The 25111-nt window shown below is 27.6% G+C and carries 21 protein-coding genes, 2 riboswitches and 1 other annotated feature; of the genes, 5 read left to right on the forward strand and 16 right to left on the reverse strand.

The window, feature by feature from the left end:
- The first annotated feature begins 1 nt into the window (after nucleotide 1).
- Nucleotides 2-1933: a threonine--tRNA ligase gene (gene thrS, locus EJJ37_RS09885; protein WP_133015417.1), complete on the forward strand. Its 1932-nt coding sequence runs from the start codon at nucleotides 2-4 to the stop codon at nucleotides 1931-1933.
- A 65-nt stretch (nucleotides 1934-1998) separates the two neighbouring features.
- On the opposite strand, the gene EJJ37_RS09890 is transcribed toward thrS, so the two are convergent.
- The 3 genes from EJJ37_RS09890 to EJJ37_RS09900 are packed head-to-tail and all read right to left on the reverse strand — an operon-like array spanning nucleotide 1999 to nucleotide 5262.
- The gene (locus tag EJJ37_RS09890; RefSeq protein WP_133015418.1) at nucleotides 1999-3066 is read right to left on the reverse strand and encodes an Ig-like domain-containing protein; all 1068 of its coding nucleotides are present in this window, start codon (nucleotides 3064-3066) and stop codon (nucleotides 1999-2001) included.
- Nucleotides 3067-3125: 59 nt separating this feature from the next.
- A complete protein-coding gene (locus EJJ37_RS09895) occupies nucleotides 3126-4574 on the reverse strand; it encodes a sensor histidine kinase (RefSeq protein ID WP_133015419.1) in 1449 nt (482 codons plus the stop codon).
- Nucleotides 4558-5262: a response regulator transcription factor gene (locus tag EJJ37_RS09900; protein WP_133015420.1), complete on the reverse strand. Its 705-nt coding sequence runs from the start codon at nucleotides 5260-5262 to the stop codon at nucleotides 4558-4560. Before EJJ37_RS09900 ends, EJJ37_RS09895 begins: the two co-directional genes overlap by 17 nt.
- Nucleotides 5263-5486: 224 nt before the next feature.
- Between EJJ37_RS09900 and EJJ37_RS09905 the strand changes: the two genes are divergently transcribed.
- The gene (locus EJJ37_RS09905; RefSeq protein ID WP_166484731.1) at nucleotides 5487-6413 is read left to right on the forward strand and encodes a M48 family metallopeptidase; all 927 of its coding nucleotides are present in this window, start codon (nucleotides 5487-5489) and stop codon (nucleotides 6411-6413) included.
- Between the two features lie 188 nt (nucleotides 6414-6601).
- On the opposite strand, the gene rpsD is transcribed toward EJJ37_RS09905, so the two are convergent.
- The 5 genes from rpsD to codA all read right to left on the reverse strand — a co-directional run bounded on the left by rpsD (nucleotide 6602) and on the right by codA (nucleotide 12290).
- Nucleotides 6602-7198: a 30S ribosomal protein S4 gene (gene rpsD, locus EJJ37_RS09910; protein WP_133015422.1), complete on the reverse strand. Its 597-nt coding sequence runs from the start codon at nucleotides 7196-7198 to the stop codon at nucleotides 6602-6604.
- Nucleotides 7199-7374: 176 nt separating this feature from the next.
- Nucleotides 7375-8595 (reverse strand): homoserine dehydrogenase, encoded by a 1221-nt coding sequence (locus tag EJJ37_RS09915; RefSeq protein ID WP_133015423.1) that lies wholly within the window; start codon nucleotides 8593-8595, stop codon nucleotides 7375-7377.
- A gap of 21 nt (nucleotides 8596-8616) precedes the next feature.
- Nucleotides 8617-9894 (reverse strand): O-acetylhomoserine aminocarboxypropyltransferase/cysteine synthase family protein, encoded by a 1278-nt coding sequence (locus tag EJJ37_RS09920; protein ID WP_133015424.1) that lies wholly within the window; start codon nucleotides 9892-9894, stop codon nucleotides 8617-8619.
- 234 nt (nucleotides 9895-10128) lie between these two features.
- Nucleotides 10129-10325, reverse strand: a riboswitch (SAM riboswitch).
- Between the two features lie 71 nt (nucleotides 10326-10396).
- Nucleotides 10397-10969 (reverse strand): 5-formyltetrahydrofolate cyclo-ligase, encoded by a 573-nt coding sequence (locus EJJ37_RS09925; RefSeq protein WP_133015425.1) that lies wholly within the window; start codon nucleotides 10967-10969, stop codon nucleotides 10397-10399.
- Nucleotides 10970-11027: 58 nt separating this feature from the next.
- Entirely contained in the window at nucleotides 11028-12290 is a 1263-nt protein-coding gene (gene codA, locus EJJ37_RS09930) for a cytosine deaminase (protein WP_133015426.1), read from the reverse strand.
- A gap of 278 nt (nucleotides 12291-12568) precedes the next feature.
- On the opposite strand from codA, the gene EJJ37_RS09935 reads away from it, so the two are divergent.
- The gene (locus EJJ37_RS09935; RefSeq protein WP_133015427.1) at nucleotides 12569-13324 is read left to right on the forward strand and encodes a creatininase; all 756 of its coding nucleotides are present in this window, start codon (nucleotides 12569-12571) and stop codon (nucleotides 13322-13324) included.
- A gap of 27 nt (nucleotides 13325-13351) precedes the next feature.
- Complete coding sequence (locus tag EJJ37_RS09940; protein ID WP_133015428.1) at nucleotides 13352-14269, forward strand: DMT family transporter; 918 nt, start codon at nucleotides 13352-13354, stop codon at nucleotides 14267-14269.
- A gap of 19 nt (nucleotides 14270-14288) precedes the next feature.
- Here the strand turns inward: EJJ37_RS09940 and EJJ37_RS09945 are convergent, their stop codons facing one another.
- From EJJ37_RS09945 to EJJ37_RS09960, 4 genes are all read right to left on the reverse strand, one after another.
- Nucleotides 14289-15512, reverse strand: coding sequence for a PucR family transcriptional regulator (locus EJJ37_RS09945; RefSeq protein ID WP_133015429.1), 1224 nt, complete (start codon nucleotides 15510-15512; stop codon nucleotides 14289-14291).
- Nucleotides 15513-15620: 108 nt separating this feature from the next.
- Entirely contained in the window at nucleotides 15621-16643 is a 1023-nt protein-coding gene (locus EJJ37_RS09950; RefSeq protein ID WP_133015430.1) for a homoserine dehydrogenase, read from the reverse strand.
- Nucleotides 16644-16702: 59 nt separating this feature from the next.
- Nucleotides 16703-17557, reverse strand: coding sequence for a CPBP family intramembrane glutamic endopeptidase (locus tag EJJ37_RS09955; RefSeq protein WP_133015431.1), 855 nt, complete (start codon nucleotides 17555-17557; stop codon nucleotides 16703-16705).
- A 106-nt stretch (nucleotides 17558-17663) separates the two neighbouring features.
- Nucleotides 17664-17984: a DUF1540 domain-containing protein gene (locus EJJ37_RS09960; protein WP_133015432.1), complete on the reverse strand. Its 321-nt coding sequence runs from the start codon at nucleotides 17982-17984 to the stop codon at nucleotides 17664-17666.
- Between the two features lie 307 nt (nucleotides 17985-18291).
- On the opposite strand from EJJ37_RS09960, the gene EJJ37_RS09965 reads away from it, so the two are divergent.
- Complete coding sequence (locus tag EJJ37_RS09965; protein ID WP_133015433.1) at nucleotides 18292-19953, forward strand: glutamine--tRNA ligase/YqeY domain fusion protein; 1662 nt, start codon at nucleotides 18292-18294, stop codon at nucleotides 19951-19953.
- Nucleotides 19954-20331: 378 nt separating this feature from the next.
- On the opposite strand, the gene EJJ37_RS09970 is transcribed toward EJJ37_RS09965, so the two are convergent.
- From EJJ37_RS09970 to EJJ37_RS09985, 4 genes are all read right to left on the reverse strand, one after another.
- The gene (locus EJJ37_RS09970; protein WP_133015434.1) at nucleotides 20332-20535 is read right to left on the reverse strand and encodes a hypothetical protein; all 204 of its coding nucleotides are present in this window, start codon (nucleotides 20533-20535) and stop codon (nucleotides 20332-20334) included.
- 307 nt (nucleotides 20536-20842) lie between these two features.
- Nucleotides 20843-21097, reverse strand: coding sequence for a hypothetical protein (locus EJJ37_RS09975; RefSeq protein WP_133015435.1), 255 nt, complete (start codon nucleotides 21095-21097; stop codon nucleotides 20843-20845).
- A 158-nt stretch (nucleotides 21098-21255) separates the two neighbouring features.
- Entirely contained in the window at nucleotides 21256-22917 is a 1662-nt protein-coding gene (gene gltX, locus EJJ37_RS09980) for a glutamate--tRNA ligase (RefSeq protein WP_133015436.1), read from the reverse strand.
- A 94-nt stretch (nucleotides 22918-23011) separates the two neighbouring features.
- Nucleotides 23012-23200, reverse strand: a binding site (T-box leader).
- 202 nt (nucleotides 23201-23402) lie between these two features.
- Nucleotides 23403-24710, reverse strand: coding sequence for an NCS2 family permease (locus tag EJJ37_RS09985; protein WP_207751652.1), 1308 nt, complete (start codon nucleotides 24708-24710; stop codon nucleotides 23403-23405).
- A 129-nt stretch (nucleotides 24711-24839) separates the two neighbouring features.
- Nucleotides 24840-24941: riboswitch (purine riboswitch) on the reverse strand.
- Nucleotides 24942-25111: the final 170 nt, after the last annotated feature.

Below are 25111 nucleotides of genomic sequence, written 5' to 3' on the forward strand. Positions count from 1 at the left end.
AATGATAAAAATCACTTTAAAAGATGGATCAATTAAAGAAGTTGAAAATGGATCATCAGTTTTAGACGTTGCTAAATCTATAAGCGAAGGTTTAGCAAGAGTTGCTCAATGTGGAATAGTTAATGGTAAAGTTGTTGACTTAAGAACAACTTTAAATGAAGATTGTGAATTAGAAATTTGTACTTTCGATTCTCAAGAAGGAAAAGATGCTGTAAGACACAGTGTTTCTCATGTACTTGCAGCTGCAGTTAAAAGATTATTCCCAGAAGCTAAAATCGCTATTGGACCTGCAATTGCTAACGGATTTTACTATGATTTCGATGTAGAAAAACCTTTCTCTGCAGAAGATTTAGTAAAAATAGAAGCTGAAATGAAAAAAATAATAAAGGAAAATCCTCAAATTGAGAGATTTGAACTTCCTAGAAATGAAGCTTTAGAGCTTATGAAAGATGAACCTTATAAGGTTGAATTAATAAATGATCTTCCAGAAGATGAAATTATTTCTTTCTATAAAATAGGTGATTTCACTGACCTTTGTGCAGGACCTCACGTATTATCATTAAAGAACATAAAAGCTATTAAGCTTATAAGAAGTGCTGGTGCTTACTGGAAAGGTGACGAAAAGAACAAAATGCTTTCTAGAATATACGGAACTGCATTCTTAAAGAAAGCTGACTTAGATGCTCATTTAGAAGCTTTAGAAGAAGCTAAAAAGAGAGATCATAACAAATTAGGTAGAGAACTTGGAATCTTTACTACTGATGAAAAAGTAGGTCAAGGTCTTCCTCTATTCATGCCTAAGGGAGCTAAATTATTCCAAACTCTTCAAAGATGGATTGAAGATGAAGAAGAAAAGAGAGGTTACGTTTTAACTAAGACTCCATTTATGTCTAAGAATGACTTATTCGTAGCTTCTGGCCACTGGAGCCACTATAAAGATGGTATGTTTGTATTAGGTGATGAAGAAAAAGATGCTGAAGTTATGGCTTTAAGACCAATGACTTGCCCATTCCAATTCACTGTTTACAATGCAGAACAACACAGTTATAGAGATCTTCCAATAAGATACGCAGAAACTTCTACTTTATTTAGAAAAGAAGCTTCAGGTGAAATGCACGGTCTTACTAGAGTTAGACAATTCACTTTATCAGAAGGTCATATAATCTGTACTCCAGAACAATTAGAAGATGAATTTAAAGAAGTTGTTGATTTAATAAACTACGTTATGGAAACTCTAGGAATCTCTGAAGATATATCTTACAGATTCTCTAAATGGGATCCAACAGACACTGAAAAATATATAAATAACCCAGAAGCTTGGGAAGCTACTCAAAACCAAATGAGAACTATATTAGATCACCTAGGAATAGATTATGTTGAAGCTGAAGGTGAAGCTGCATTCTATGGACCAAAACTTGATATCCAATCTAAAAACGTTCATGGAAAAGAAGATACAATAATTACTGTTCAAATTGACTTTGCTTTAGGTGAAAGACTTGGTATGACTTATATCGATAAAGATGGTGAAAAGAAAATACCATTTGTTATTCACAGATCATCAATTGGATGTTATGAAAGAACTATCGCAACTTTAATTGAAAAGTATGCTGGTGCTTTCCCAACTTGGATGTCTCCAGTTCAAGCTAAAGTTCTTCCATTATCAGATAAATACGCTGATTATGCTAATGAAGTTGTTAAAACTTTAAGAAAAAATGGTGTTAGAGTTGAAGCTGACCACAGAGTTGAAAAAATTGGTTACAAAATTAGAGAAGCTAGACTTGAAAGAGTTCCTTATATCTTAGTTGTAGGTGAAAAGGAAGCTGCTAACAATGAAGTTTCTGTAAGAAGCAGAAAGAATGATGATGAAGGAGCAATGGCTTTAGATGCATTTGTTTCTAGAATCACTTCTGAAATATCTAATAAAGAAAGATAATTAAAATAAATAAGGATCTATCGATTAAAACCCTTAATCGATAGATCCTTATTTTATATTAATTTTTATTTATATATATAAAAATCAGTTAAAAGCCATGAATCATTAAATTTCACAAAATTATAAGTTTGAGTAGCTACATCATCATTAGTAATTTGTTTGCTATAAACTGCCTTTAATGTTGTTTCAGTTTGTTCTATTTTTAAATCATCATATTCTACTGATATCTCACCACTAATACCAAAGTTTCCACACGCAATATATACTTGCCCATCTTTCTCAATAGTATAATTATCTATCAAATAATAAATTGTATCATTTGTACAATATTCAGATAAAGCCTCAATGATTTGTTGCTTTGTTTTATACTTATATGAAGGAGCAAAACTATGATTTTCTATAATATTGTCTAAATATCTACCCTCTTCTATAATATTATAGAAATCTAAATTTTTAGCATCCATTACACTATCAATTGCATTCTTAGCTCTCAATGAAATCTCTCTTATTTCTTCCTCTGTAAGTTGTCTATATTCAACATTCAAATGAACAATAAAACTTCTACCATATTGTTCATTTATACCTTCATAAATAAAGATACCTATATTATTGGTATTAACATCTTTTTCACTCCATGATATTGGAACACTAATATTTTCACCATTTACATTTATTACCCCTTCTGCTGGTAGTTCATATTTATCTCCTTGTGATACACTATAATTATACTCTATTTTATCAAATCTATTTTTTATATCTGTAGCTATTGAAATCATATTATCTACATCAACCTCATTATCTATAGCCATTTTTATTATATTGTAAGCATCATCTAATCTATTATAATTTATATACTCATCCTTTATTTCTATATATAAATCTTTATTCCTCTTATCCATTAATATTGCTTTTTCATATAATTTTTTTGCTTCATCAAAATTATTTTCTTTCAAATATTCACTTGCTTTTTTCTTTAAAACTTCTACCTCTTCTTCTTCTGCCTTTATATCATCTCTAACATTTTCAGATATAACAACTTCCTTTGCTATTGGTTTACATTGATCTAATAATATGCCAGCTACGCTCCCAATTAAAACTAATGATATAATTGATACAATTGCTCTTTTTTTCATTTTATTTATTCCCCCTTGCTCTTTATATTTACATTATATAAATTAAAATTTTCTAATTCTTATAATGTTGTTTCCAAATTGTTTCTAAAACAAGGAAGTTTTATATTAACAATAATTTTTTCTCCATTTGTTATAGTAATTTCTCCATCATGATCCTTAACTATTTCACTACATAAGTATAGCCCCAATCCTCTACTATCTTCATCTTCATAATTATTATTTCTAATGAATGGATCAAATATAGAGTTATATACTTCTTTTTGAATTATCTCTCCTGAATTTATAACTTCTATGATATAATTATCTTCTTTTACTTCTCCATTAACATAAATATCATTAGAATTTCTTGAATATTTTATGGCATTATCTATTATATTTATAATTAACTCTCGTATTTTGTTTATCCTACCATAAATAAATCCTTCATATATATCCCTATTTATATTAATTCTATATTTATTTGCTTTTATTTGCATATCATCACATATTTGATTAAGTACATCACCTAGATTTATATCCACTTTATTTTCATCTATTGTAGATATTCCTTTTGATATATTTATTAAATCTAAAACTAATAAATTCAGCCTTTCACTTTCTGAATATATTCTCTCTATAGATTTTTTCTTAAACTCCTCGTTATCAACGATATTATCTTTAATCATCTCAGCATATCCTATTATTGCTGTTAAAGGAGTTTTTATTTCATGTGTAACATTATCAAAGAATTGTTTTCTACTTTTTTCAAGGGTTTCAACCTTTTCTTTTTCTCTTTTTATTGTAGTAATTTGTTGTTGAATCTTACTATTCATATTATTAAATTCTTTTGATACTATCGCAATTTCATCATTTCCCTTATAAGAAATAGATATATCATAATTACCTTCACCAACTTCTTTTATTGCACTTGTAAGTAATGTTATTGGATAAGTAACTCTACTAGCTATTAAATATGATAATATTAATATAAATAAAAATATTATTATAACTGTTAATCTAATAAACACAATTACTTTATTATATTGTATATAGGTATCATCAAAATTCTTTTCTAAATGTAATACTCCTAAACTTTGTTTATTAATAAATATTAAATATGTTAAATATCCGTCTACTCCTGTATCTGTGTACTTTAGATTAACAACAACTTCTCCATCTAGAGCCTTTAAAAATAATGTATCTATATTATCGAGCTTATTCTTTATATTACTTATATATACTTCATTATCTAATCCCATAATTTTAGAATTACTTTCATAATTTAAAGATATATAATTATTCAAATACTCAGCTTCCTGTAATAACAACTTTCTTTTATCTACTGACGGATCAATAGTTAATCTATATTTTATTGCCTCCCTAGTACTTTTCATTACTTCTTCTAGAGAATTAACAATTTTATTTTCCATATCTTTTTTTAAAATAGCAGATATAGAAAAGTTCATGACTATTCCTAATATTATAAGAATAGTTAGAATACCTATAGTTAATTTATATTTTATTTTCATTATATCTCCTCATAATATAACCAATCCCAAATACGGTCTCTATTATAGACTTAGACTTCACCTGGTCTAACTTACTTCTTAATCTTCTAACATGTATATCTATAGTTCTTAAATCGCCATCATATGTAAATTCCCATACATTATCCAATAACTCTTCTCTTGAAAATACCCTATCTCTATTTTGAGATAAAAACTCTAATAACTGATACTCTTTAGGTTTTAAAACAACTTCCTCCGAATCTTTCATCACAGTTCTACTCTCATAATTTATTTTTATATGTGAATTTAAATTTATAAACTTCGATTTTGATTGGTCACTATACTTTTCTACTCTTCTTAATGCTATTTTAACTCTAGTTAATACCTCTTTAATATGAAACGGCTTTGTTATATAGTCATCTGCTCCCAATTCCAATCCGAGAACTTTGTCAAAAACATCATTGCGTGCTGTAAGCATTATTATAGGAATACCATAATTACTATTAATAAATTTACATAAATCAAATCCACTTTCATCTGGTAAATTTATATCAAGTAATGTTAAACTAGGTAAAAAGTTATCCAACAATTCTCTAGCTTCGTTTCCATTAAAAGCACTTCTCACTATATATCCCTCTGACTTTAAAGAATTTACTAAAATATCATTTATACTTTCATCATCTTCAACTACTAAAACCTTATTATACAAAAAATCATCCTCCATTATAATAAATCCCATTTAATACTTATTATATCAAAATATAGTTTAATTGTATTTTTATTGATAATATTATCATCTATTTTGGTTATTTCTTCTAAATATTTAACTTTTCAATTATTAATAATCTACTATATATAATCAACATAAAAATTATTAATTTGTATATAATTATATATATATGAAATATTTAGTATAAAGAGGATTGATTGATTTTGGACTTTAATGAAAATAGTAATATCAAATTAACTAAGGAAGAAATTGAAAGTTGTAGGCATAAATCTGAAAAAAAGTGGTATGGAATTTTAGTATTTATCAATTTCGCTATAATACTATCAGTAATAGTTTTTTGTATTATAAATATTCATAATTACAATACTTTACCAAATACTTTAAAGGAATCTTTTTCAGATCCTTCTGCATATGCAAATGTTATAATATCCCCTAGCTCTACTTTAAATAATTTCCCAACAGAACTCCAACTATTAATAACAGGGATAATAGTAATAATTGCATTTCCTTTTGGAGTAAATCTTTATTATGCAAAATATAGATCAAGAGCAATAAAAATAACTGAAAATAACTTTCCAGAAGTATACTATAGTATCTTAGAATACTCTAATAAGCTAGGCTTTAAAAAAACACCTGAAGCTTTTTTAATTCAACAAAATGGTGTAATGAATGCCTTTTCTGCATTTATAATTCATAAACAATATATTGAAATAGATAGTGATTTATTTGAAATTGCTTATAGAGAATATAATGATTTAGAATCTATTAATTTTATAATAGCCCATGAATTAGCACATATAAAATATAAGCATGCTACATTTTCTTATAATTTATTTATTTTATTTTCAACTTTAATTCCTATAATAGGAACAACTGCCTCAAGAGCTAGAGAGTATAGTTGTGATAGACTCGCTCAAAAAGTTACAGGTAATAGCGGTGTTGAAGCCATGTTTTCCTTATTTGCAGGTAAACATCTTTATAAGAAAATTGATGTCTATGATTATATTGAAAGTAGTAAAGATATCAAAGGATTTTTTGTATGGTGTAATAATTTAGTAAATTCTCATCCAATACTGCCCAAAAGAATCAGAGCTTTAATAAAAGGTGAAGGTAGTGGAGATCTTTACTAATTGTAAAAAAAATTACTTTATAAAACTTTCTGCATTATGTCTATATAAAAGAAAATGCTAATGTGATCTGCACATCACATTAGCATTTTTCTTTTCACACAACTTATTTAAATTCAACAGTGGCTTACAAATAATACAAGATATAATTTTTAGAGAAAATTTTTTCCTTAAAGGAAAGATGATTTTAACTAGTTTTTAGAATAATACTCTACAACTAAAACTTCATTAATTTCTATTGGAACTTCAGTTCTTTGAGGAAGTCTTTCTAAAACTCCAGAGAAATTAGCTTCATTTTTACTTAAGTATGGTAAAACATTAAGTATATTTGATTCAAAGTTTTCTTTGAACATAATATTCTTTTGAGATTTTTCTCTTAATTTAATTTCATCTCCAACTGAAACATTGAATGATGGAATATCAACCTTTTTACCATTAACTAAAATATGACCATGAACAACCATTTGTCTTGCTTGTCTTATTGAGTTTGCAAAACCTAATCTATAAACTAAATTATCTAATCTGCATTCTAATAAGTTAATTAAAGCATGACCTGTTAATTCTTTTGATTTAGATGCTTTTTCAAAGTAGTTAGCAAATTGCTTTTCCATAACTCCGTAATAAGCTCTTAATCTTTGCTTTTCTAATAATTGAGTACCATAGTCAGAAAGTTTTTTATCATTTCTTGCTGTACCTTTGGCTGCTCTTTTCATCGCTTTTGGATGTCCACAAACATTTAAGCCTAATCGTCTGCACTGCTTAAATCTTGGTCCCATCATCTTTGCCATACAATCATCTCCTTAAATTATTTCTAAGCCTAAATACAATATAACATATAATTTTTCATTTGTAAATGATAATAATTATCATTATCATATTTTATTTTTTACATTACTTTAATTTTTATCCAATAAAAAAGAGATCGTATAAAATTAAAATACAATCCCTTTATTTATTTTATCTACTAGGCAACTATTAATTTCTTTGCATCTTCATAATTATCTTCATTTTTTAGATTCTCAATGAACTTCTCCACATATGCTTCTGAAGTACATTCAATAAAAATTGCAACTTCACCACTTATACTTTTATCTATAATTTTTATATTATTAAAATTTTCCCTACACTTATTTATTGCTTCATCTATATTTGATGTCTTTATTCTCAATATGCAATTACATGTTTTACTTGCAAATTTTATTACATTTGCTTCTTCTTTATTAAAACTATCAACATCAGTAAATCTATTATTTATAATATCATTTAAATCGCTATAAACAGCACTTCCTGTAGGTAATTTTCCAGCCCCCTTACCTACAAATAATAATTCCCCTATTTCATCTCCATTTAAAATAACTGCATTAACTTCATTATCAATTTTAGCTAATATACTTTGTTCATCCACCAATATAGGCTTTACAGATGTATATATTCCACTTTTACATTTAAATGATTCTGCAACAAGCTTAATCTTACAATTCAACTTATTAGCATATTTAAAGTCATTTTCATCTATATCAGTAATTCCTTCTATTGATATATCATTCCACTGAAATTTCTTATCAAAAGCTAAACTTGATAATATTGCAAGCTTTCTAGCAGAGTCATAACCCATAACATCTGATTCTGGATTAGCTTCAGCAAACCCAAGATCTTGTGCTTCCTTAAGAGCCTCTTCATAAGATAAACTTTCACTATTCATCTTAGTTAGTATAAAATTAGTTGTTCCATTTAATATTGCCTGTATACTATTTATACCATTCCCATAAAGACTTTCAGTTAATGGTTTTATTATAGGTATTCCCCCTGCTACTGCTGCCTCAAATTTTAAAGAAACATTATTTTCCTTAGCTAATTGAAATAATTCATGGCCAAATGTAGCTATCAAGTCTTTATTTGCTGTAACTACATGCTTCTTTAATAATAATGCATTTTTAACATAATCATAAGCTGGATGAAGGCCACCCATTACTTCTATTACAACATCACTTTCTGCAGAAAAAAATTCTTCTACACTAGTAGTAATAACTTCTCTATGACTTGAATCAATATACTTATCTTTATTTCTCACTAAAATACTTGTTATAAGTATTTCATTTTTACTGTGGTTTTCCCTATTTTTATCTATTAATTCAATAAGCCCACTACCTACTACTCCATATCCCATAATAGCTACTTTAGTCATTATTATTCCTCCTCTCATTTCTTATATAGCTTTTAATGCTTGACTAATATCATTAATTAAATCTTTTGTATCCTCTATTCCAACAGAAAGCCTTAATAAATCTGGTGTAACACCACTTGCTAATAATTCTTCTTCATTTAATTGGCTATGACTTGTAGTTGCCGGATGTAAAAGGCAACTTCTCGCATCTCCTAAAGTTACTGCTAATGCTATTAAATTTAATCTCCTACTAAATTCTTTAGCATTTTCTATTCCACCTTTAATTCCAAAAGTTAAAAGACCACTTGCTCCACCTTTAAGATATTTCTTTGCTAAATTATAATATTTACTTCCTTCAAGTAAAGGATAATTAACCCATGATACTTTTTCTTGAGTTGTTAACCATTGCGCTATTTCTAATGCATTTTTAGAATGTCTTTCCATTCTTAAATGTAAAGTTTCTAATCCTAAGTTAGTTAAATAAGCATTAAATGGACTCATGCAAGCTCCTAAATCTCTTAATAGAGTTACTCTAAGTTTAACTATATATGCTGCATCTCCAAAGCTTTCAACATATTTAATTCCATGATAACTTGGATCTGGCTCTGTAAAATCATTAAATTTACCATTTGTCCAATCAAAATTTCCTCCATCTACTACTATTCCCCCAATAGTTTGGGCATGTCCTTCAGAATACTTTGTTGTTGAATGAACAACTATGTTTGCTCCATGTTCAAATGGATTGCAATGATAAGGTGTTGCTACTGTATTATCAACTATAAATGGCACCTTAATTTTTTTAGCTACACTTGAGAATTTATCAAAATCCAAAACATTTAACCCTGGATTTCCTATTGTTTCTCCATATATAGCTTTTGTATTTGCCTTAGCCTTAGATAAAATTTCTTCTTCAGATGCATCTGGTTCCACAAAAGTAACTTCTATCCCTAAATTTTTTAAGTGGACTGAAAATAAATTTACTGTGCCACCATATAAAGATGTTACAGAAATTAAATGATCTCCAGCTTTACAAACATTTAAAACTGCATAAAGAATTGCTGATTGACCTGAAGCAGTTGCAACTGCACCAACTCCACCTTCTAATTTTGCATACTTTTCTTCCAATGCCCCAACTGTTGGATTAGAAATTCTGCTATATAAATGACCATCAGCCTTTAAAGCAAATAAAGCTTCTAATGTATCTGGATCATCATATTTATAAGTTGCACTTTGATAAATTGGTAAAACTCTTGGTTCACCTGATTTTGGTGAATATCCTCCGTGAATTCCTACTGTTCCTTTTCCTAAATTAATTGCCATAAAAAATCCCCCTTTTTATTAGTTAGAATTTAGTAGTTTTAATTATTAGATATTTTAAAACTATGCTCCTATCTTCATTTAATTTTTAATACTTATTGCTTTTTATTAATAGATAATTTTCAAATATTGTTTATTATCTAAAATGCCCCTAATTTTTTGTACAAAAAAAGCTATTTCTTATTATCCTTTATAGATAATGAGAAATAGCTAAATAAGCTTATTTACTAATATATACTCTCATTTCTCAGGTTAAACCTGCAGGATTTAGCACCAGCGTCAATGAGTGACAAGTTTCAAGTGATAAGTTTCAAATTATTTAAAACTCCTTAGGGAACTTTATTATTAACTATTCACTTGCCACTTGTTACTTGTCACTTGCGACAGGTTGCTAGGCTTCTCAGGGCCAGTCCCTCCACCATTCTTAATAAAAGATTTTTTATTTAATTTATTATCTTTATTATACATATATGGAATATTTTTTCAAGTAATTTATTTTATTTTTTTAAATTTCATCAATTTTTATAAATTCATTATTAGTTATTATATAATTGACTTTAATATCATGAGGTTCATTTTCAATATTATTTACTATCTGAAAATCATAAGCCAATACTAATTTATTGCTTATTTCTTTAAATTGTGAAAGATATTTATCATAATATCCTCCACCATAACCAATTCTATTTCCTTTTCTATCAAAAGCTAAACCTGGCATTAATATTAAATCAAAATCTTCACCTATTTTATTTTTATCCACACTTTTAGGTTCAAGAATACCCCAGTTATCCACACTCATGTTATCTAAACTGTTAATTCTTATTGCAACCATTTCCTTTTTAGTTTTATCAGTCTTAGGAACATAAATTTCTTTATTATCATTTAAAGCATATTTTATAAATTTAATAGTATCTATTTCAGAACCAAAACTTACATAAGTAAATATTTTTTTTGACTTATTATAAATATCACTTTCTATTAACTGTTTAAATATTAAAGCATCGTATTCTTTTTTTACCTCTGGCAATAAATTATTTCTCTTTTTTATTATTTTTTCTCTAACCTTTTTCTTATCCATAGTTATCCCCTCCAAAAAGTATTATATTTATCAGTATAATACTTTTTTAATATTATAGTTATTTTAATAGTGAAATTTTTGTAGTAATTACTTCTGGTTCTCTTTTAAATAAGAATTCACCTTTTCTAACAGAACAATTAACTCCAACTCTTTCTAATATTGCATCAAACTCATTTTTTGCGTTTAATACTATAAAGTTAGCATCTTTACCTTCCGCTATACCATATTTATCTTCTATATGAAGTGTTTTAGCACTATTTATAGTAATTAAGTCTAGTGCATTTTTAATTTCTTCAAATGACATCATATGACAAATATGAATTCCTGCATCAAGAATATTCATTAAGTTTCCATTGCCTAATGGATACCATGGATCTGAAATTGAATCTTGCGCAAAACAAACATTAATACCAGCATCATTTAACTCTTTGACCCTTGTAAGTCCTCTTCTTTTTGGATATGTATCATATCTTCCTTGCAAATGAATATTTTCAGTTGGACATGATATAAAGTTAAGTTTTGATAATGCTAGAAGTTTAAATAATTTAAAAGTGTATGCATTGTTGTAAGATCCCATTGCACAAGTATGACTTGCTGTTGTAAGCTCTCCAATTCCATTGATATAGGCTTCAGCAGCTAATAGTTCAATAAATCTTGATTGCTCATCATCTGTTTCATCACAGTGAATATCAATTAACTTGTTATATTTAATAGCAAGTTCTACAGCTTTCTTAACAGATTTTTCTCCCATTTCTCTTGTAAATTCAAAGTGAGGTATAGCTCCTACTACATCTGCTCCCATTTTTAATGCTTCCTCTACTAATTTATCTCCATCTTTATATGAATACATCCCCTCTTGAGGAAATGCTATAATTTGTATATCAACTATATCCTTTACTTCTTCTTTTAATTCCATAATTGCTTTTAAACAAGTAAGCTTTGGATCTGTTACATCTACATGTGTTCTAATATATTGAGTTCCATATAAAATCTCCTTTTTTAGTGCAATTCTCGCCCTATCTTTTATTTCATCCTTTGTCATATTAGATTTTGTCTCAGACCATCTTTGTATTCCTTCAAAAAGAGTTCCTGTTCCATTATTTGCACCAGCCATACGAGCTGTATATACATAATCTAAATGGATATGTGGATCAACATAAGGTGGAACAACTAGATTTCTTTCTAAATCATAAGTCTCTATATCTTTATATTTTTGTGAAAGATCTGGACCTATTTCTTTATATACTCCATTTTCAACAAGTAAATCAACTAATTCTTCATTACCTTTTAATCTAGCATTTTTAAATAATATTACCTTCATTTTAATACTCCCCCTTTTATTATTTTAATTATTTCATTAGTAACATCCAAAGTTTAACATTTAAATATATACTAGTCATTGTACTAAACATACAATAATCTTTTACTATAACTGTGCACATAAAGAACACATTTTAGGGTATTTATTTGTATTTTTAGTACATTGCAATGTAGTATTTTCCAAGTATATACTATTAGTACGCTGATGCTTCTTAAGAATAAAAAGCTCAGTACGTAAAATACTTAATTAATTTTTTGACTTAAAAGGGGGATGTTATTATGTACGAAAAATTTAAAATGAAGAACATGACATGGCAAGAATTTGCTAAGAAAAAGGATAATGTAATTATTCTACCAGTAGGTGCTACAGAACAACATGGTCCTCACCTGCCAACCTGTGTAGATGCTGTATTAGCAGAAGAATTTGCTTGCCGTATAGCAGAAAAAATAGATGGTGTAGTTGCTCCAACTCTTTCTTATGGATATAAATCAAAACCATTAAGTGGTGGTGGTCCATTATTTCCTGGAACTATTGACTTAAATGGAGCTACATTACAAGCTTTAGTAATGGATATAATTGATGAATTTGTTCGTGATGGATTTACAAAAATATTTATTTTAAGTGCTCACTTTGAAAATGAAGCATTTATTGTAGAAGCTATGGACTTATGCTCTGCAAAATATGGAGATAAAGTAAAACTTCTTCTTACTAACTGGTGGGATCCAATGTCACCTGATGTAATTGATAAAGTTTTTGATGAAGTACCATTCCCAGGATGGGCTCTAGAGCATGCTGCTGTTACAGAAACATCATTAATGATGTATTTTGCACCAGAACTTGTTAGAGAAGATAAAATATTAGATACAGAAAACGCTAGTCCAGCAACTTATTTTAGATATCCTATTGAAAAAGATATCGTCCCTGAAACTGGAGTACTTGCATCAGCTAAATCATCTTCTGCTGAAAGAGGAAAAATAATTGTAGACGACGTTGTTCCAAATATAATAAAAATAGTTGAAGAAGCATTTAAATAAATATTTTAGAAAGAAATAGGTAAATTTATGAAATTAAAAGGAATAGTTTTAACAATGCTATCCTCAATTACCTTTGGTTTCGCCTTTACATTAGGGCCTATGACATATGGTGCTGGAGGAAGTAATCCTGTAACATTAACTTTTTTAAGAAACTTTTTAAGTTTACCCTTTTTATTGCTAATAGTTTTATTTTTAAAAGTTGATTTAAGAGTAACAAAAAATCAACTAAAAAACTTAGCAATATTAGGGTTTATAGGAAATTCAATAACAACATTAATGCTTAATATAGCTTTTGCTCATATAGATGTAGGAATAGTAACTCCAATCCACTTTACTTATCCTATCTTTGTAACTCTTGGATGTGTACTATTCTTTCACGAAAAGTTAAGCAAGCAAAAGATTATTGCATTAGTTATAGCAATGTCTGGTATAGGCTGCTTCTTTATTGAATCATTAAATTCTGCTTCCTTTAACTCATCTACATTAATTGGATTAATTTTAGCAGTAGCTTCAGGGGCATTTTATGCATTCTATATTATATTTATGGACAAAAGTGGTTTAAAAAGTGAATCTCCATTTAAAATAACATTTTATGTAGCAATTGCTTCAAGTATAGGTATGTTTTTCTATGGTATTTCTACTAATCAACTTGTTTTATCTTCTCTAACAACTAAATCATGGATTATATCTGCAGTATTTGCATTTTTATGTACAGTTGTTGCTTTATCATTATTACAAGTTGGTATAAAACATATTGGAGCAAGTGAGGCCGCTGTTATAAGTACTTTTGAACCTATAACTAGCGTAATATTTGGAATATTATTATTAAATGAAAAAATAACACCAATAAAAATTATTGCTTGTATATTAATTTTTTCAGGGGTATTAATATTATCTTTTGCAAAAAATAATACATCAGAGATTAAACAGGAATTGAAATCTTAAAATTAGCCCCTATGTATTATCATAGGGGATTTTTATTTTGTAGGTTAATAAATTCATAAATTAATATGCTATTAAAAAGTTCTAAATCTATCATTGCATCATCTAAATCTATTTTTAAAAGCTCCTTGATTATTGCTAATCTATAAATCAATGTATTTCTATGGATAAAAAGTTCTTGAGATGTCTTTAATAAATGTCTATTATTTTGGAAATAACATTTTAAAGTTCCCATTAAATCCATCCCATGATTTTTATCATGTTCTAAAATTGGTCCTAGGTTTTCATAACAATATTCCTGTATCTCTTTAATATCAGAAACTTCTACTAACCATCTAATAATCCCCAACTCATTATACTTAATAATTCTTGAATCCCTATTACATATATCAATCATAGATAGAGCTTTAAAAGCTTCCTTATAACTTATTTTTATATCAGAATTCGATTCTCTTATACGACTAAAACTTAAGCTGCTTTTAATTTCTGGATATCTAATATTTACAAGATTAAATACGGCCTCAACAACCTCTAATGATTTTTTACCTTCTTGATAATCATTTGTAAATATTAAAAACATTAAGCTACTTGCATACTCCATTGGAATTATAGTTTGATTATTTATATTTAATTCTTCTTCTAATGAATGAATTATATATTTACTAATTTGTTCTAAATCATAGGAAATATTATCTGTATTTTGAGATGTATTTTCCATTTTAAATATACATATATAATGAAAAGGTTTTAACTTTATATTATAAAATTCTGCTAGAGCATGTACATCTTCTTGTAAATGATGTTGAGAAAAAATAATTGATTCTAAAAAACCTTTTGCATTCTTTTTTTCTTCCTGCTTTTGTTCTGATTTAAATAAAATTTCTTGTGTAATATCTATTAATTTAATATTCCAAGGCATTATAAATACAGGAAAATCAGCTTCATTTGCTCTATCTATGATAATTTTAGGTATACTACTTATATGTTTATCATCAATTAAAATTACAATTCCAGAAAGATTCTTATAAATACACTCTTCTATTAACAATAAAAAACTATTATCATCTTTTCCTATATCTGTGTAAGTAACAAATATTAATTCCTTCCCATAAAGCCATTGAGAAATAGATTCAGTCATTCTTACATAAGGCCAAGAAATTTCACGGTATAATCCCCTTTCTCCAGCTAATAGCTTTGCCCTTGAGAAATTTTTAAGCTGAAATAAATCCCTACAACAAAGAGCCATAAACCCATACCTTCTTTCTTTATAAAAAATAATTATTTTATAATTATATTGTAAATTTATAATTATATTACAAATTCAAAGTGAATACATGATACAGTTCATTATATGCTACTCTAAACTTTTAACTAATACTAAATCTCTTAATATTGATGCTGCAGCATTCCTTGTACCAGAAGCACCTCCAATTATGCTTATATCTCCTAAACTATCAGTTTTAAAGAAAACTCCTTTATTTTTATAATCAACAAAATAAAGTGGATGATCTTCTTTTATTTTTATTGGTCTTACATAAGCCTTTACCATATTATCTTCTCTATAAACTCTACCTATTAATTTTAACTTTTCATTTTCTTTTTTAGATTCTTTTATTGTATCTAGCTTAACTTCTGTTATTCCCTTTACTTCTATATCTTCTAATTTTATATTTGCATCCATAAGAACATTAGCTAATATTACTATCTTACATGCAGTATCATATCCTAAAACATCAAGACTTGGATTAGCTTCTGCTATTCCATCTTTTTGTGCTTGAGCTAAGGCCTCTTCATAACTAACTTCCTCCATTGACATTTTACTTAATATATAATTTGTTGTTCCATTTAATATACCTTCAATAGCTTGTATCTCACTACCAGCAACATCATATAAGCCTCCATTAATTGAAGGCAATGCTCCTCCAGTTGTACAACCAACCTTAAGCTTTACTGAGTTTTTATCAGCAATTTCTTTTAGTTCTTTGTATTTTAATATAATAGGTCCCTTATTACCTGTCACAACATTTATTCCACTTTCCAATGCTGTTTTTATATGTGTTAATCCTGGTTCTCCCGTCTCTATGTTAGTAGATGTTAACTCTACTAAGGTATCAACATCATTATTTTGAATCATCTCTTCAAACTTTAAATTTTCTTTCCATAATATATGCTCTTTAATACTTTTCTTTTTATTAATAAATTCAGCTAACTCTTCTAAATCAATTCCATTTGATTCATAAATTCCACCATCACTTTTTAATATATATTTTACTTTTAAATCTAAATTATATTTTTCAAAAATATATTTTTTCTTTTCTACCAATAATTTTACAAATGCTTGTCCTATTCCTCCAAACCCTATTAATCCTATATCCATAAATTCACCTCAAACTTTATATTAAAGGCACTTATCCATAACAGATAAATGCCCATATGTTATCTATAAATATTTACTTTAATTTCAGTTCGTTCTTTTAAATTTAATATTTTAAAACATAAAATCATTAATATTACACCTATTATAGGTACTACAATAAACAATATAGTTGTCCATATTTCAGTACTAGGATAATAAACAAAATTCACTAAAAGATTATTGGCAAAATGCATTATCATACATAAATAAATTGACTTAGTATAATAAAATACAGTTCCTAATATTAATCCTAATAAAAAAGCATTGATACCTTGCGGTATATTTAAATGTGCTATACCAAAAATTAATGCTGAATAAAATATAGCTTTTTTACTACTATACTTATTTATTAATCCTTTTAATAATATTCCTCTATATAATGTTTCCTCAAAAATAGGTGCAATTACACAAGTTTCTATTAATAATATTACTATAGGTAATGAATTAAAGTATTCCATTGCAGATTCAAACATATCCCCAGTTGGAATTGAAAATAATATATAATCAAACCATCCATAAGTAATAAATATATATGAAACAATTAATAATGGTGCAACTAAATAGTCTCTTTTTCTTATTTTAAATTTATTAGTAACTTCGTTAGATGTATCAAACCTTTTATTTATAAATACAGTAATAATTAAAAGAGAGCCAAATTGATAAATACATGATAATAATGTAGATATAATATACCAAAAATCATTATATGTATTAACCCCCATATTACTTAAAGCAGTATAAAATATATCCGTTGGAGTATTCAAAAACATAAGTACTATATCAAATAAAAATGATAATCCTAATGCTTGCCAGAAATTTATTGGGTTTATTTCTATTCTTTCTTTATTCAAATCTTTAAAATAATTTATAATCATAAAATCCTTTTCCTTTTATATTAATATATTCATTTTATTTTATTCTCCATTTAATGTAAACATTATTGTAAAAATAAAAAAGCTAGGTTAACTAGCTTTTTTATTTTTACTTATCTATTTTGGATGCAAATGTTGCACATTCAGTTTGTACTTCTGATAAAGCATAAGAGCCTTCTATACTTATATTGTCAGCTTCACATTTCTGATTATTGTTATACTTACAATTTTCTGCTTCACACAATACATCTAATAAATTTTTAGGTGATTGTGTATTATTAGTAAGCTCGCCTTCTTTTCTTCTGAAATTTTCACAACTTGTAAAAGTTGCAGTAATTGTATTCTTCCCTGCAACTTTTATATATTCTCTGCAACATAAATTATTCTGATTATGAGTACATGTGTTAACACTACACATTAAATTATTCATTTTCTAATCCTCCGTTAAAATACTACTATCAGATAATATTATTTTATTAATATTACTTTTTTATACTGTATTCTAATTTAAAGTAATATATAAATTATATTATCTTTAGTTCTTAACTAGTAATTATCTAACTTTTTCTATAAGCTACTTTATTTTTTACTTATATTCGATTAAAATTATTAATAATAGCCAAAATATATGTTATAAATGTTATATACTTAGGAGATAATTATTTTTTATAGAATAATTTAAATTCTTATATAAATATTTTTAACTCAAAATTAATCGTTAATAGGAGAGGTAAACTATGTCAACTGAAATTAATTCTTCTAATTTTATAAGAAATATAATAGTAGATGATTTAGAAAGCGGAAAACACAAAGAAATAATAACTCGTTTCCCACCAGAACCAAATGGATATCTTCATATAGGTCATGCAAAATCTATACTTTTAAACTTTGGTTTAGCTGAAGAATTCAAAGGAAAAACTCATCTTAGATTTGATGATACTAACCCAGTAAAAGAAGATACTGAATATGTTGAATCAATAAAAGAAGATGTAAAATGGCTTGGTGGAAACTGGGATGAACTTTATTTTGCATCAAACTATTTTGATGAAATGTACGATAGAGCTGTTCTTTTAATAAAGAAAGGATTAGCTTATGTTTGTGACTTAACTCCAGAAGAAGCTAAAGAATATAGAGGTACTTTAACTCAACCAGGTAAGGAAAGTCCATATAGAAATAGATCTGTAGAAGAAAACTTAGATTTATTTGAAAGAATGAAGAATGGTGAATTTAAAGATGGAGAAAAAGTTTTAAGAGCTAAGATTGATATGTCTTCTCCTAATATGAATATGAGAGATCCTATTATCTATAGAATTGCACATGCAACTCACCATAATACAGGAGATAAATGGTGCATCTATCCTATGTATGACTTTGCTCATCCATTAGAAGATGCTATAGAAAAAGTAACTCACTCTATTTGTACTTTAGAATTTGAAGATCATAGACCTCTTTATGATTGGGTTGTTAGAGAATGTGAAATGGAATCTCAACCTAGACAAATCGAATTTGCTAGATTAAACATGACTAATACAGTTATGAGTAAAAGAAAACTTAAACAATTAGTTGATGAAGGTATTGTTGATGGATGGGATGATCCTAGAATGCCTACTATCTCAGGTTTAAGAAGAAGAGGATGTACTCCAGAAGCTTTAAAGAACTTCTGTGCTGCAATTGGTGTTGCTAAAGCTAACTCTACAGTAGATTCTCAAATGCTTGATTATTTTGTAAGAGAAGATTTACAAATGAAAGCACCTAATGCAATGGCAGTTTTAAGACCTTTAAAATTAGTTATTACTAATTATCCAGAAGGGCAAACTGAAATGCTTGAAGTTAGCAATAATGCTAAGGATGAATCTTTTGGTAAGAGATTGGTTCCATTCTCAAGAGAATTATATGTTGAACAAGAAGACTTCATGGAAGTTCCAATAAAGAAATATTTCAGATTATTCCCTGGAAATGAAGTTAGATTAATGGGAGCTTACTTTGTTAAGTGTAACGAAGTAATTAAAGATGAAAATGGTAATGTAACTGAAATCCACTGTACTTATGATCCTGAAACTAAGAGTGGTTCTGGATTTACAGGAAGAAAAGTTAAAGGAACTATTCATTGGGTAGATGCAAATAATTGTGTACCTGCTGAATTCAGATTATATGAACCTTTAATTTTAGATGATGCTCCTGAAAATGAAGGAAAGCACTTCTTAGAACAAATAAATCCAAATTCTATGGAAGTTTTACAAGGATTTATAGAACCAACAGCTGTAGAAAATGCTAAACCTCAAGATAAATTCCAAATGGTTAGAAATGGATTCTTTAACGTAGATCCTAAATATACTACACCTGAAAAGTTAGTATTTAATAGAATAGTTTCTTTAAAATCTTCATTTAAATTAAAATAAGAGAAAGGCAAATGCCTTTCTCTTATTTTAATTAGGTATAGTGAGTGTCTTTGAGGTTTCATACACAGTAATCTTATAATTTTATAATCAGGTACACACAAGTCGCCACTTATATAATCATTTTTTTAGAGTTCCTCTATCTTCATGGAACCCATAATCACCAGTCAAATCGTTTAATAAATTACAATCACAATCTATATCCCAATATTGAGAAGTTAAATGATTGTCTTCACTTTTATAGGTATAAAGATTCTTTTTGTCATTATCTATCCCATCGGTCTGCCCTCCTAACACTCTTATCGATATTAGTTTGCACTATATTATTATTTTAATACTAGTACTTATTACTATAATTCTAAAAAATTATATTTTACTAACTTAACTCCATTGATTATTAGTTGCAGTTTTTTCTTGCTTTTCACATTTACATTTATCAGTAATAGTTGATTTTACACTTGCAGGTGATGCCCATTGATTATTTACTGCAGATTTGGGTGCACCACTATTACATCCACATCCACAAGTAGATTTACAAGAATTTTTTTCCTCTGTATGACATCCACAGTTTGAATGTTTATCCATAACACTTACCTCCAATGTCCTATTGAATTTAGTCCTGATACAGCCAAGTCTATTACTTAGTTCTACCACCACTACAATAATAGTTTGTACATTATCACTACTTTGATACCTTGTATTAATTGTTGCTATTAGCAGTACACTCTCATTTTTTCTATAATATAATCTAGTTTATTTTTTTACCCAATGTAAATTAAATTTAGCATATCTAATAATATTTCTATAAAAGAAAAACTCCCTATTTTTGAGTAGTCTCTGTCTACTTAACAGAAGACTATTCATTTTATAGAGAGTTTTACTTTTCAATATTTTATTGCATAGAATTTTGATTTGAATTTTGTTGAGCTTTTTTATATGCATCAATATTTGAATCAATTTGAGCACTACTCATCCCATTTTGCATAGCATTTTGATTATTGTAACTGCTTTGCATATTGTTTTGTTGTTGTGGTTGCTGAGATTGTTGTGCATTGCTATTCATGCTTTGAGCACTACTGCTCATACCTTGTTGTGCATTATTACTCATAGCTGAATTATTTTGATTTTGCTTATTCATATTGTTCATAATATTACCTCCAATTATATTTTTCGGTATTATTTTATGAATTTTAAACCATATAATACATGCCAATATATTCAGCTTAAGTTTAATTTTGTAATGTAATATAATAAATAAATTTTAATATAAAAGTGCTGTATTATATTTAATACAGCACTTTACTATTATAAGCTTAAAAACTTATTAAATCTTTCTCTAACTCTTTCTTCTCCCATAATTTGCATTATAGTATAAAGATCTGGAGTATTTGTTCTATGTGATAATGCACTTCTTACAGCTCCTGCAACATCAGAAATCATACCCTTATATGCATCTGGATTAGCCTTGAATTCTTTTCTATTTGCACAATATCCAAGCTCTGCTCCAATTACTTTTAATTCTTCAAACCAATTTTCTTGGCTTCCTATATTGAAAGTAAATTTCTTTGCATATTCTTCAATTATAGCTTTAGCATTTTCTAAAGATAAAGTCTTTGGTAATTCTACTTGTTCAGCAGTTTCATTATAGAATAATTCATCAAAGAAGTAGAATATTTTATCTTTAACTTCATCCCATTTAGCAAAGTCTTTTCTTGGCTTTGGACCTTCTTTATCTATATTAAATATTTCTCTAGCCATAGCTTCATTTGAAGTTACTAAGTTATACATTTCTTCGTCATATTGCTTAGCCCATGCAGTATATTGTTCATATACTTTATCAGCTGGCATTCTAGCTATAACATCTTTAGAAACGTCATTTAATTTTACTAAATCAAATAATGCTCCACTCTTACTCATTTTTTCTAAAGCAACATGGAATTCATGGTAATCAGCAGTTGGATTTTCTGCTCTCCATTCTTCATAGCTTGAATTTACTATGTTTAATAAGTATTCAATAACACATACTACTGGATATCCAACTTCATTATAGTAAGAAACAGCTGCTTCAGCATCTTTTCTCTTAGAAAGCTTTCTCTTAGATCCACCTTCTTGTTTCATTATTGTTGGAATATGAGCATAGTTTGGTCTTTCAAATCCTAATACTTCAAATAATTGAACGTGTATTGGAAGCGATGATAACCATTCTTCTCCTCTTATTACATCAGTAGTTCTCATTAAATAGTCATCTATTGCATGTGCAAAGTGATATGTTGGAAGTCCATCACCTTTTATTAAAACTACGTCTTGATTATTTTCTGGGAAAGATATATCTCCCTTTATTAAATCGTGGAATTCTACTCTATTTTCAATATTTCCTGGTGATTTTAATCTTAAAATATAAGCTTCACCATTGTTTATTCTTTCAATAGCTTCTTCTTCAGTAATATTTCTGTATTTAGCATATTCTCCATAGTATCCTGGAGTTATTTTATTAGCAATTTGTTCTTCTCTTAATGCTGCTAATTCTTCTGGAGTACAGAAATCTGGGTATGCTAAACCTTTTAATAATAAATCCTTAGCAAAAGTTCTGTATATTTCAGCTCTTTCACTTTGTCTGTATGGACCATATTCACCTTTTGAAGTTTCTTGACCAGTCATTCCTTCGCTGAAGTCCATTCCAAAGTTGTGCATAGTTGCGATTGTATCTTCAATAGCACCTTCAACTTCTCTTTTTTGGTCTGTATCTTCTATTCTTAAATAGAAAACTCCTTCACTTTGACTTGCTAATCTTTCATTGATTAATGCAGCAAAAACTCCACCTATATGTTGGAATCCTGTTGGTGATGGTGCATATCTAGTTACTCTAGCACCTTCTTTTAAGTTTCTTTTTGGATATTTTGCTATATAATATTCTCTATCATGTTCAACATTAGGGAATATTATTTCAGCTAACTTTTCAAATGCCATATTTAATTCTCCTTTATATATAATGTAAAAAAATGGCTGTTCCCCGGAGGCACACCCATTTATATCCAAATAAAAAAGTTTCCATCCTAAATATTATTAGGACGAAAACTTATATTCCGCGTTACCACCTAAATTGGTTAATATAAATTATTAACCCACTCAAATACTTATTAATTTTTATTGCTCCAAGGTTTCCTTCAATAGTTTTAAATTTTAGGCTTACACCATCCCTAAATCGCTTTAAATTAAAATTCTATTTACTGCTCCTCTTCAGCGCAATTACTATATTATTTTTAACAATTTACAAATTAATTATACAGATTCAAATTATTATTGTAAAGTATTTATACTATTTCACTTAATTTATTCATTATTATCCATAAAATATTATATCAATAAAATGTATTATATAAAAAACAAATATAAATGGAATTATCATAAACGATAATTCCATTTATATCTATTGAAAATCAATTTACTTTTTATTATCTTACTGCAAAATATATTATAAATAATACCGCTAAAACATACATAACTGGATGTATTTTTTTAGCTTTTCCTTTAAATATCATAAGAACTACATATGATAAAAATCCGAATGCTATACCTTCCCCAATGCTATAAGTTAAAGGCATTAATATTACAGTAAAAAATGATGAAATTGAAACTTCTGGTTTATCCCATTCAATTTCCTTAAGATTACTACACATTAATGATCCAACTAAAATAAGAGCTGGTGCCGTTACTGCCGAAGTAATTACTGTAAGTAGTGGTGAGAAGAATAATGAAATTAAAAATAATATTCCTACTACAACACTTGAGAATCCTGTTTTTGCTCCTACTGCTACTCCTGATAATGATTCAACATAAGAAGTAGTATTAGTAGTTCCAAATATTGATCCTATACAAGTAGCAACTGAATCTGCAAGTAATGCCTTAGATCCATTTTCAACTGAACCATCTTTTTTAAGTAATCCAATCTTTGAACCAACTGCAACTAATGTACCTGCTGTATCAAAGAAATCCATAAATAAGAAAGTAAAAATAACTAATATCATTTGTGGATTAAATATATTTCCTATGTTTTGAAGTGCAACTCCAAATGTAGGTGCCATTGATGGTGGCATTGATATTATTGAAGTTGGAACATCTATTAATCCAAATATCATTCCAACAACTACAGTTGCTGCCATTCCAATAAATATTGCTATATTAGATCCTCTAACCATTAATATTGATATTACAATAAGTCCAAATATTGAAAGTAATACTGTTGGATTTGTTAAATCTCCAAGTCCTACAAATGTTGCTTCATTTGCTACAACTATTCCTGCATTTTTTAAACCAATAAAAGCTATAAATAATCCGATTCCTGCGCTTACAGCTAATTTTAAATTTGTTGGTATTGCTTTAATAATTAACTCTCTTAATCCTGTTGCTGATATTATTAAAAATATAATACCTGATGCAAGTACTCCTGATAATGCTGTTTGCCAAGGAATGTCCATTCCTATACATACACTATACGCAAAGAATGCATTTAATCCTACTCCTGGTGCTAATCCCATTGGAAACTTTGCAAATATCCCCATTATTAATGTACCAATTGCTCCAGATAATGCTGTTGCAACAAAGACACTTTTTTCTGGCATCCCTGCTTCTGCTAAAACACTAGGAATTAAAAATAATGCATATGCCATTGTTAAAAATGTCGTTATTCCTGCTATTGTTTCTGTTCTGAAACTTGTCTCTTTTTCTTGAAAATTAAAATATCTAGATATGAAACTTGTCATTTGCTTACTCCTCCATGCATTTTTCTGTAATCGCAATATTTATCGCATGTTGAGCATAAAATTTAATATGTAAATTAGTGAATATTTTTTATTTATATGTTTAATATACTATTTAGATTTGATTATTACATTTTATATAAAACATATCGTAGTCAAATCCTTTATGGTGATTTGGTAGAAACTGTTGGACCCTATCTCCAACTTTATACGATAAACACGATTACCTTTTTTAATTATATGAATAATATTAATACAAATACGAATATTTGTCCATATTTTTTAGTTATTTTTCATAAATATCGCTTTTTTTTCATGTAAACGTTCGTGTTTTTTCTTTTTAATATTAAATTAATATTATATACTAATAAATATTTAACCTTTATTTATATATAAAATAAAAG

Source organism: Clostridium cuniculi (assembly GCF_004353185.1).
Lineage (GTDB): Bacteria > Bacillota > Clostridia > Clostridiales > Clostridiaceae > Clostridium > Clostridium cuniculi.

Bases quoted from the DNA above. Each gene is read 5' to 3' on its own strand.
- thrS (WP_133015417.1), top strand. From the start codon at position 2: ATGATAAAAATCACTTTAAAAGATGGATCAATTAAAGAAGTTGAAAAT.
- EJJ37_RS09890 (WP_133015418.1), bottom strand. From the start codon at position 3,066: ATGAAAAAAAGAGCAATTGTATCAATTATATCATTAGTTTTAATTGGG.
- EJJ37_RS09895 (WP_133015419.1), bottom strand. From the start codon at position 4,574: ATGAAAATAAAATATAAATTAACTATAGGTATTCTAACTATTCTTATA.
- rpsD (WP_133015422.1), bottom strand. From the start codon at position 7,198: ATGGCAAAGATGATGGGACCAAGATTTAAGCAGTGCAGACGATTAGGC.
- EJJ37_RS09915 (WP_133015423.1), bottom strand. From the start codon at position 8,595: ATGACTAAAGTAGCTATTATGGGATATGGAGTAGTAGGTAGTGGGCTT.
- EJJ37_RS09920 (WP_133015424.1), bottom strand. From the start codon at position 9,894: ATGGCAATTAATTTAGGAAAAGGAACAGTAGGAATTCACGGAGGATAT.
- EJJ37_RS09925 (WP_133015425.1), bottom strand. From the start codon at position 10,969: ATGGATAAGAAAAAGGTTAGAGAAAAAATAATAAAAAAGAGAAATAAT.
- codA (WP_133015426.1), bottom strand. From the start codon at position 12,290: ATGAAGGTAATATTATTTAAAAATGCTAGATTAAAAGGTAATGAAGAA.
- EJJ37_RS09935 (WP_133015427.1), top strand. From the start codon at position 12,569: ATGTACGAAAAATTTAAAATGAAGAACATGACATGGCAAGAATTTGCT.
- EJJ37_RS09940 (WP_133015428.1), top strand. From the start codon at position 13,352: ATGAAATTAAAAGGAATAGTTTTAACAATGCTATCCTCAATTACCTTT.
- EJJ37_RS09945 (WP_133015429.1), bottom strand. From the start codon at position 15,512: ATGGCTCTTTGTTGTAGGGATTTATTTCAGCTTAAAAATTTCTCAAGG.
- EJJ37_RS09950 (WP_133015430.1), bottom strand. From the start codon at position 16,643: ATGGATATAGGATTAATAGGGTTTGGAGGAATAGGACAAGCATTTGTA.
- EJJ37_RS09955 (WP_133015431.1), bottom strand. From the start codon at position 17,557: ATGATTATAAATTATTTTAAAGATTTGAATAAAGAAAGAATAGAAATA.
- EJJ37_RS09960 (WP_133015432.1), bottom strand. From the start codon at position 17,984: ATGAATAATTTAATGTGTAGTGTTAACACATGTACTCATAATCAGAAT.
- EJJ37_RS09965 (WP_133015433.1), top strand. From the start codon at position 18,292: ATGTCAACTGAAATTAATTCTTCTAATTTTATAAGAAATATAATAGTA.
- EJJ37_RS09970 (WP_133015434.1), bottom strand. From the start codon at position 20,535: ATGGATAAACATTCAAACTGTGGATGTCATACAGAGGAAAAAAATTCT.
- EJJ37_RS09975 (WP_133015435.1), bottom strand. From the start codon at position 21,097: ATGAACAATATGAATAAGCAAAATCAAAATAATTCAGCTATGAGTAAT.
- gltX (WP_133015436.1), bottom strand. From the start codon at position 22,917: ATGGCATTTGAAAAGTTAGCTGAAATAATATTCCCTAATGTTGAACAT.
- EJJ37_RS09985 (WP_207751652.1), bottom strand. From the start codon at position 24,710: ATGACAAGTTTCATATCTAGATATTTTAATTTTCAAGAAAAAGAGACA.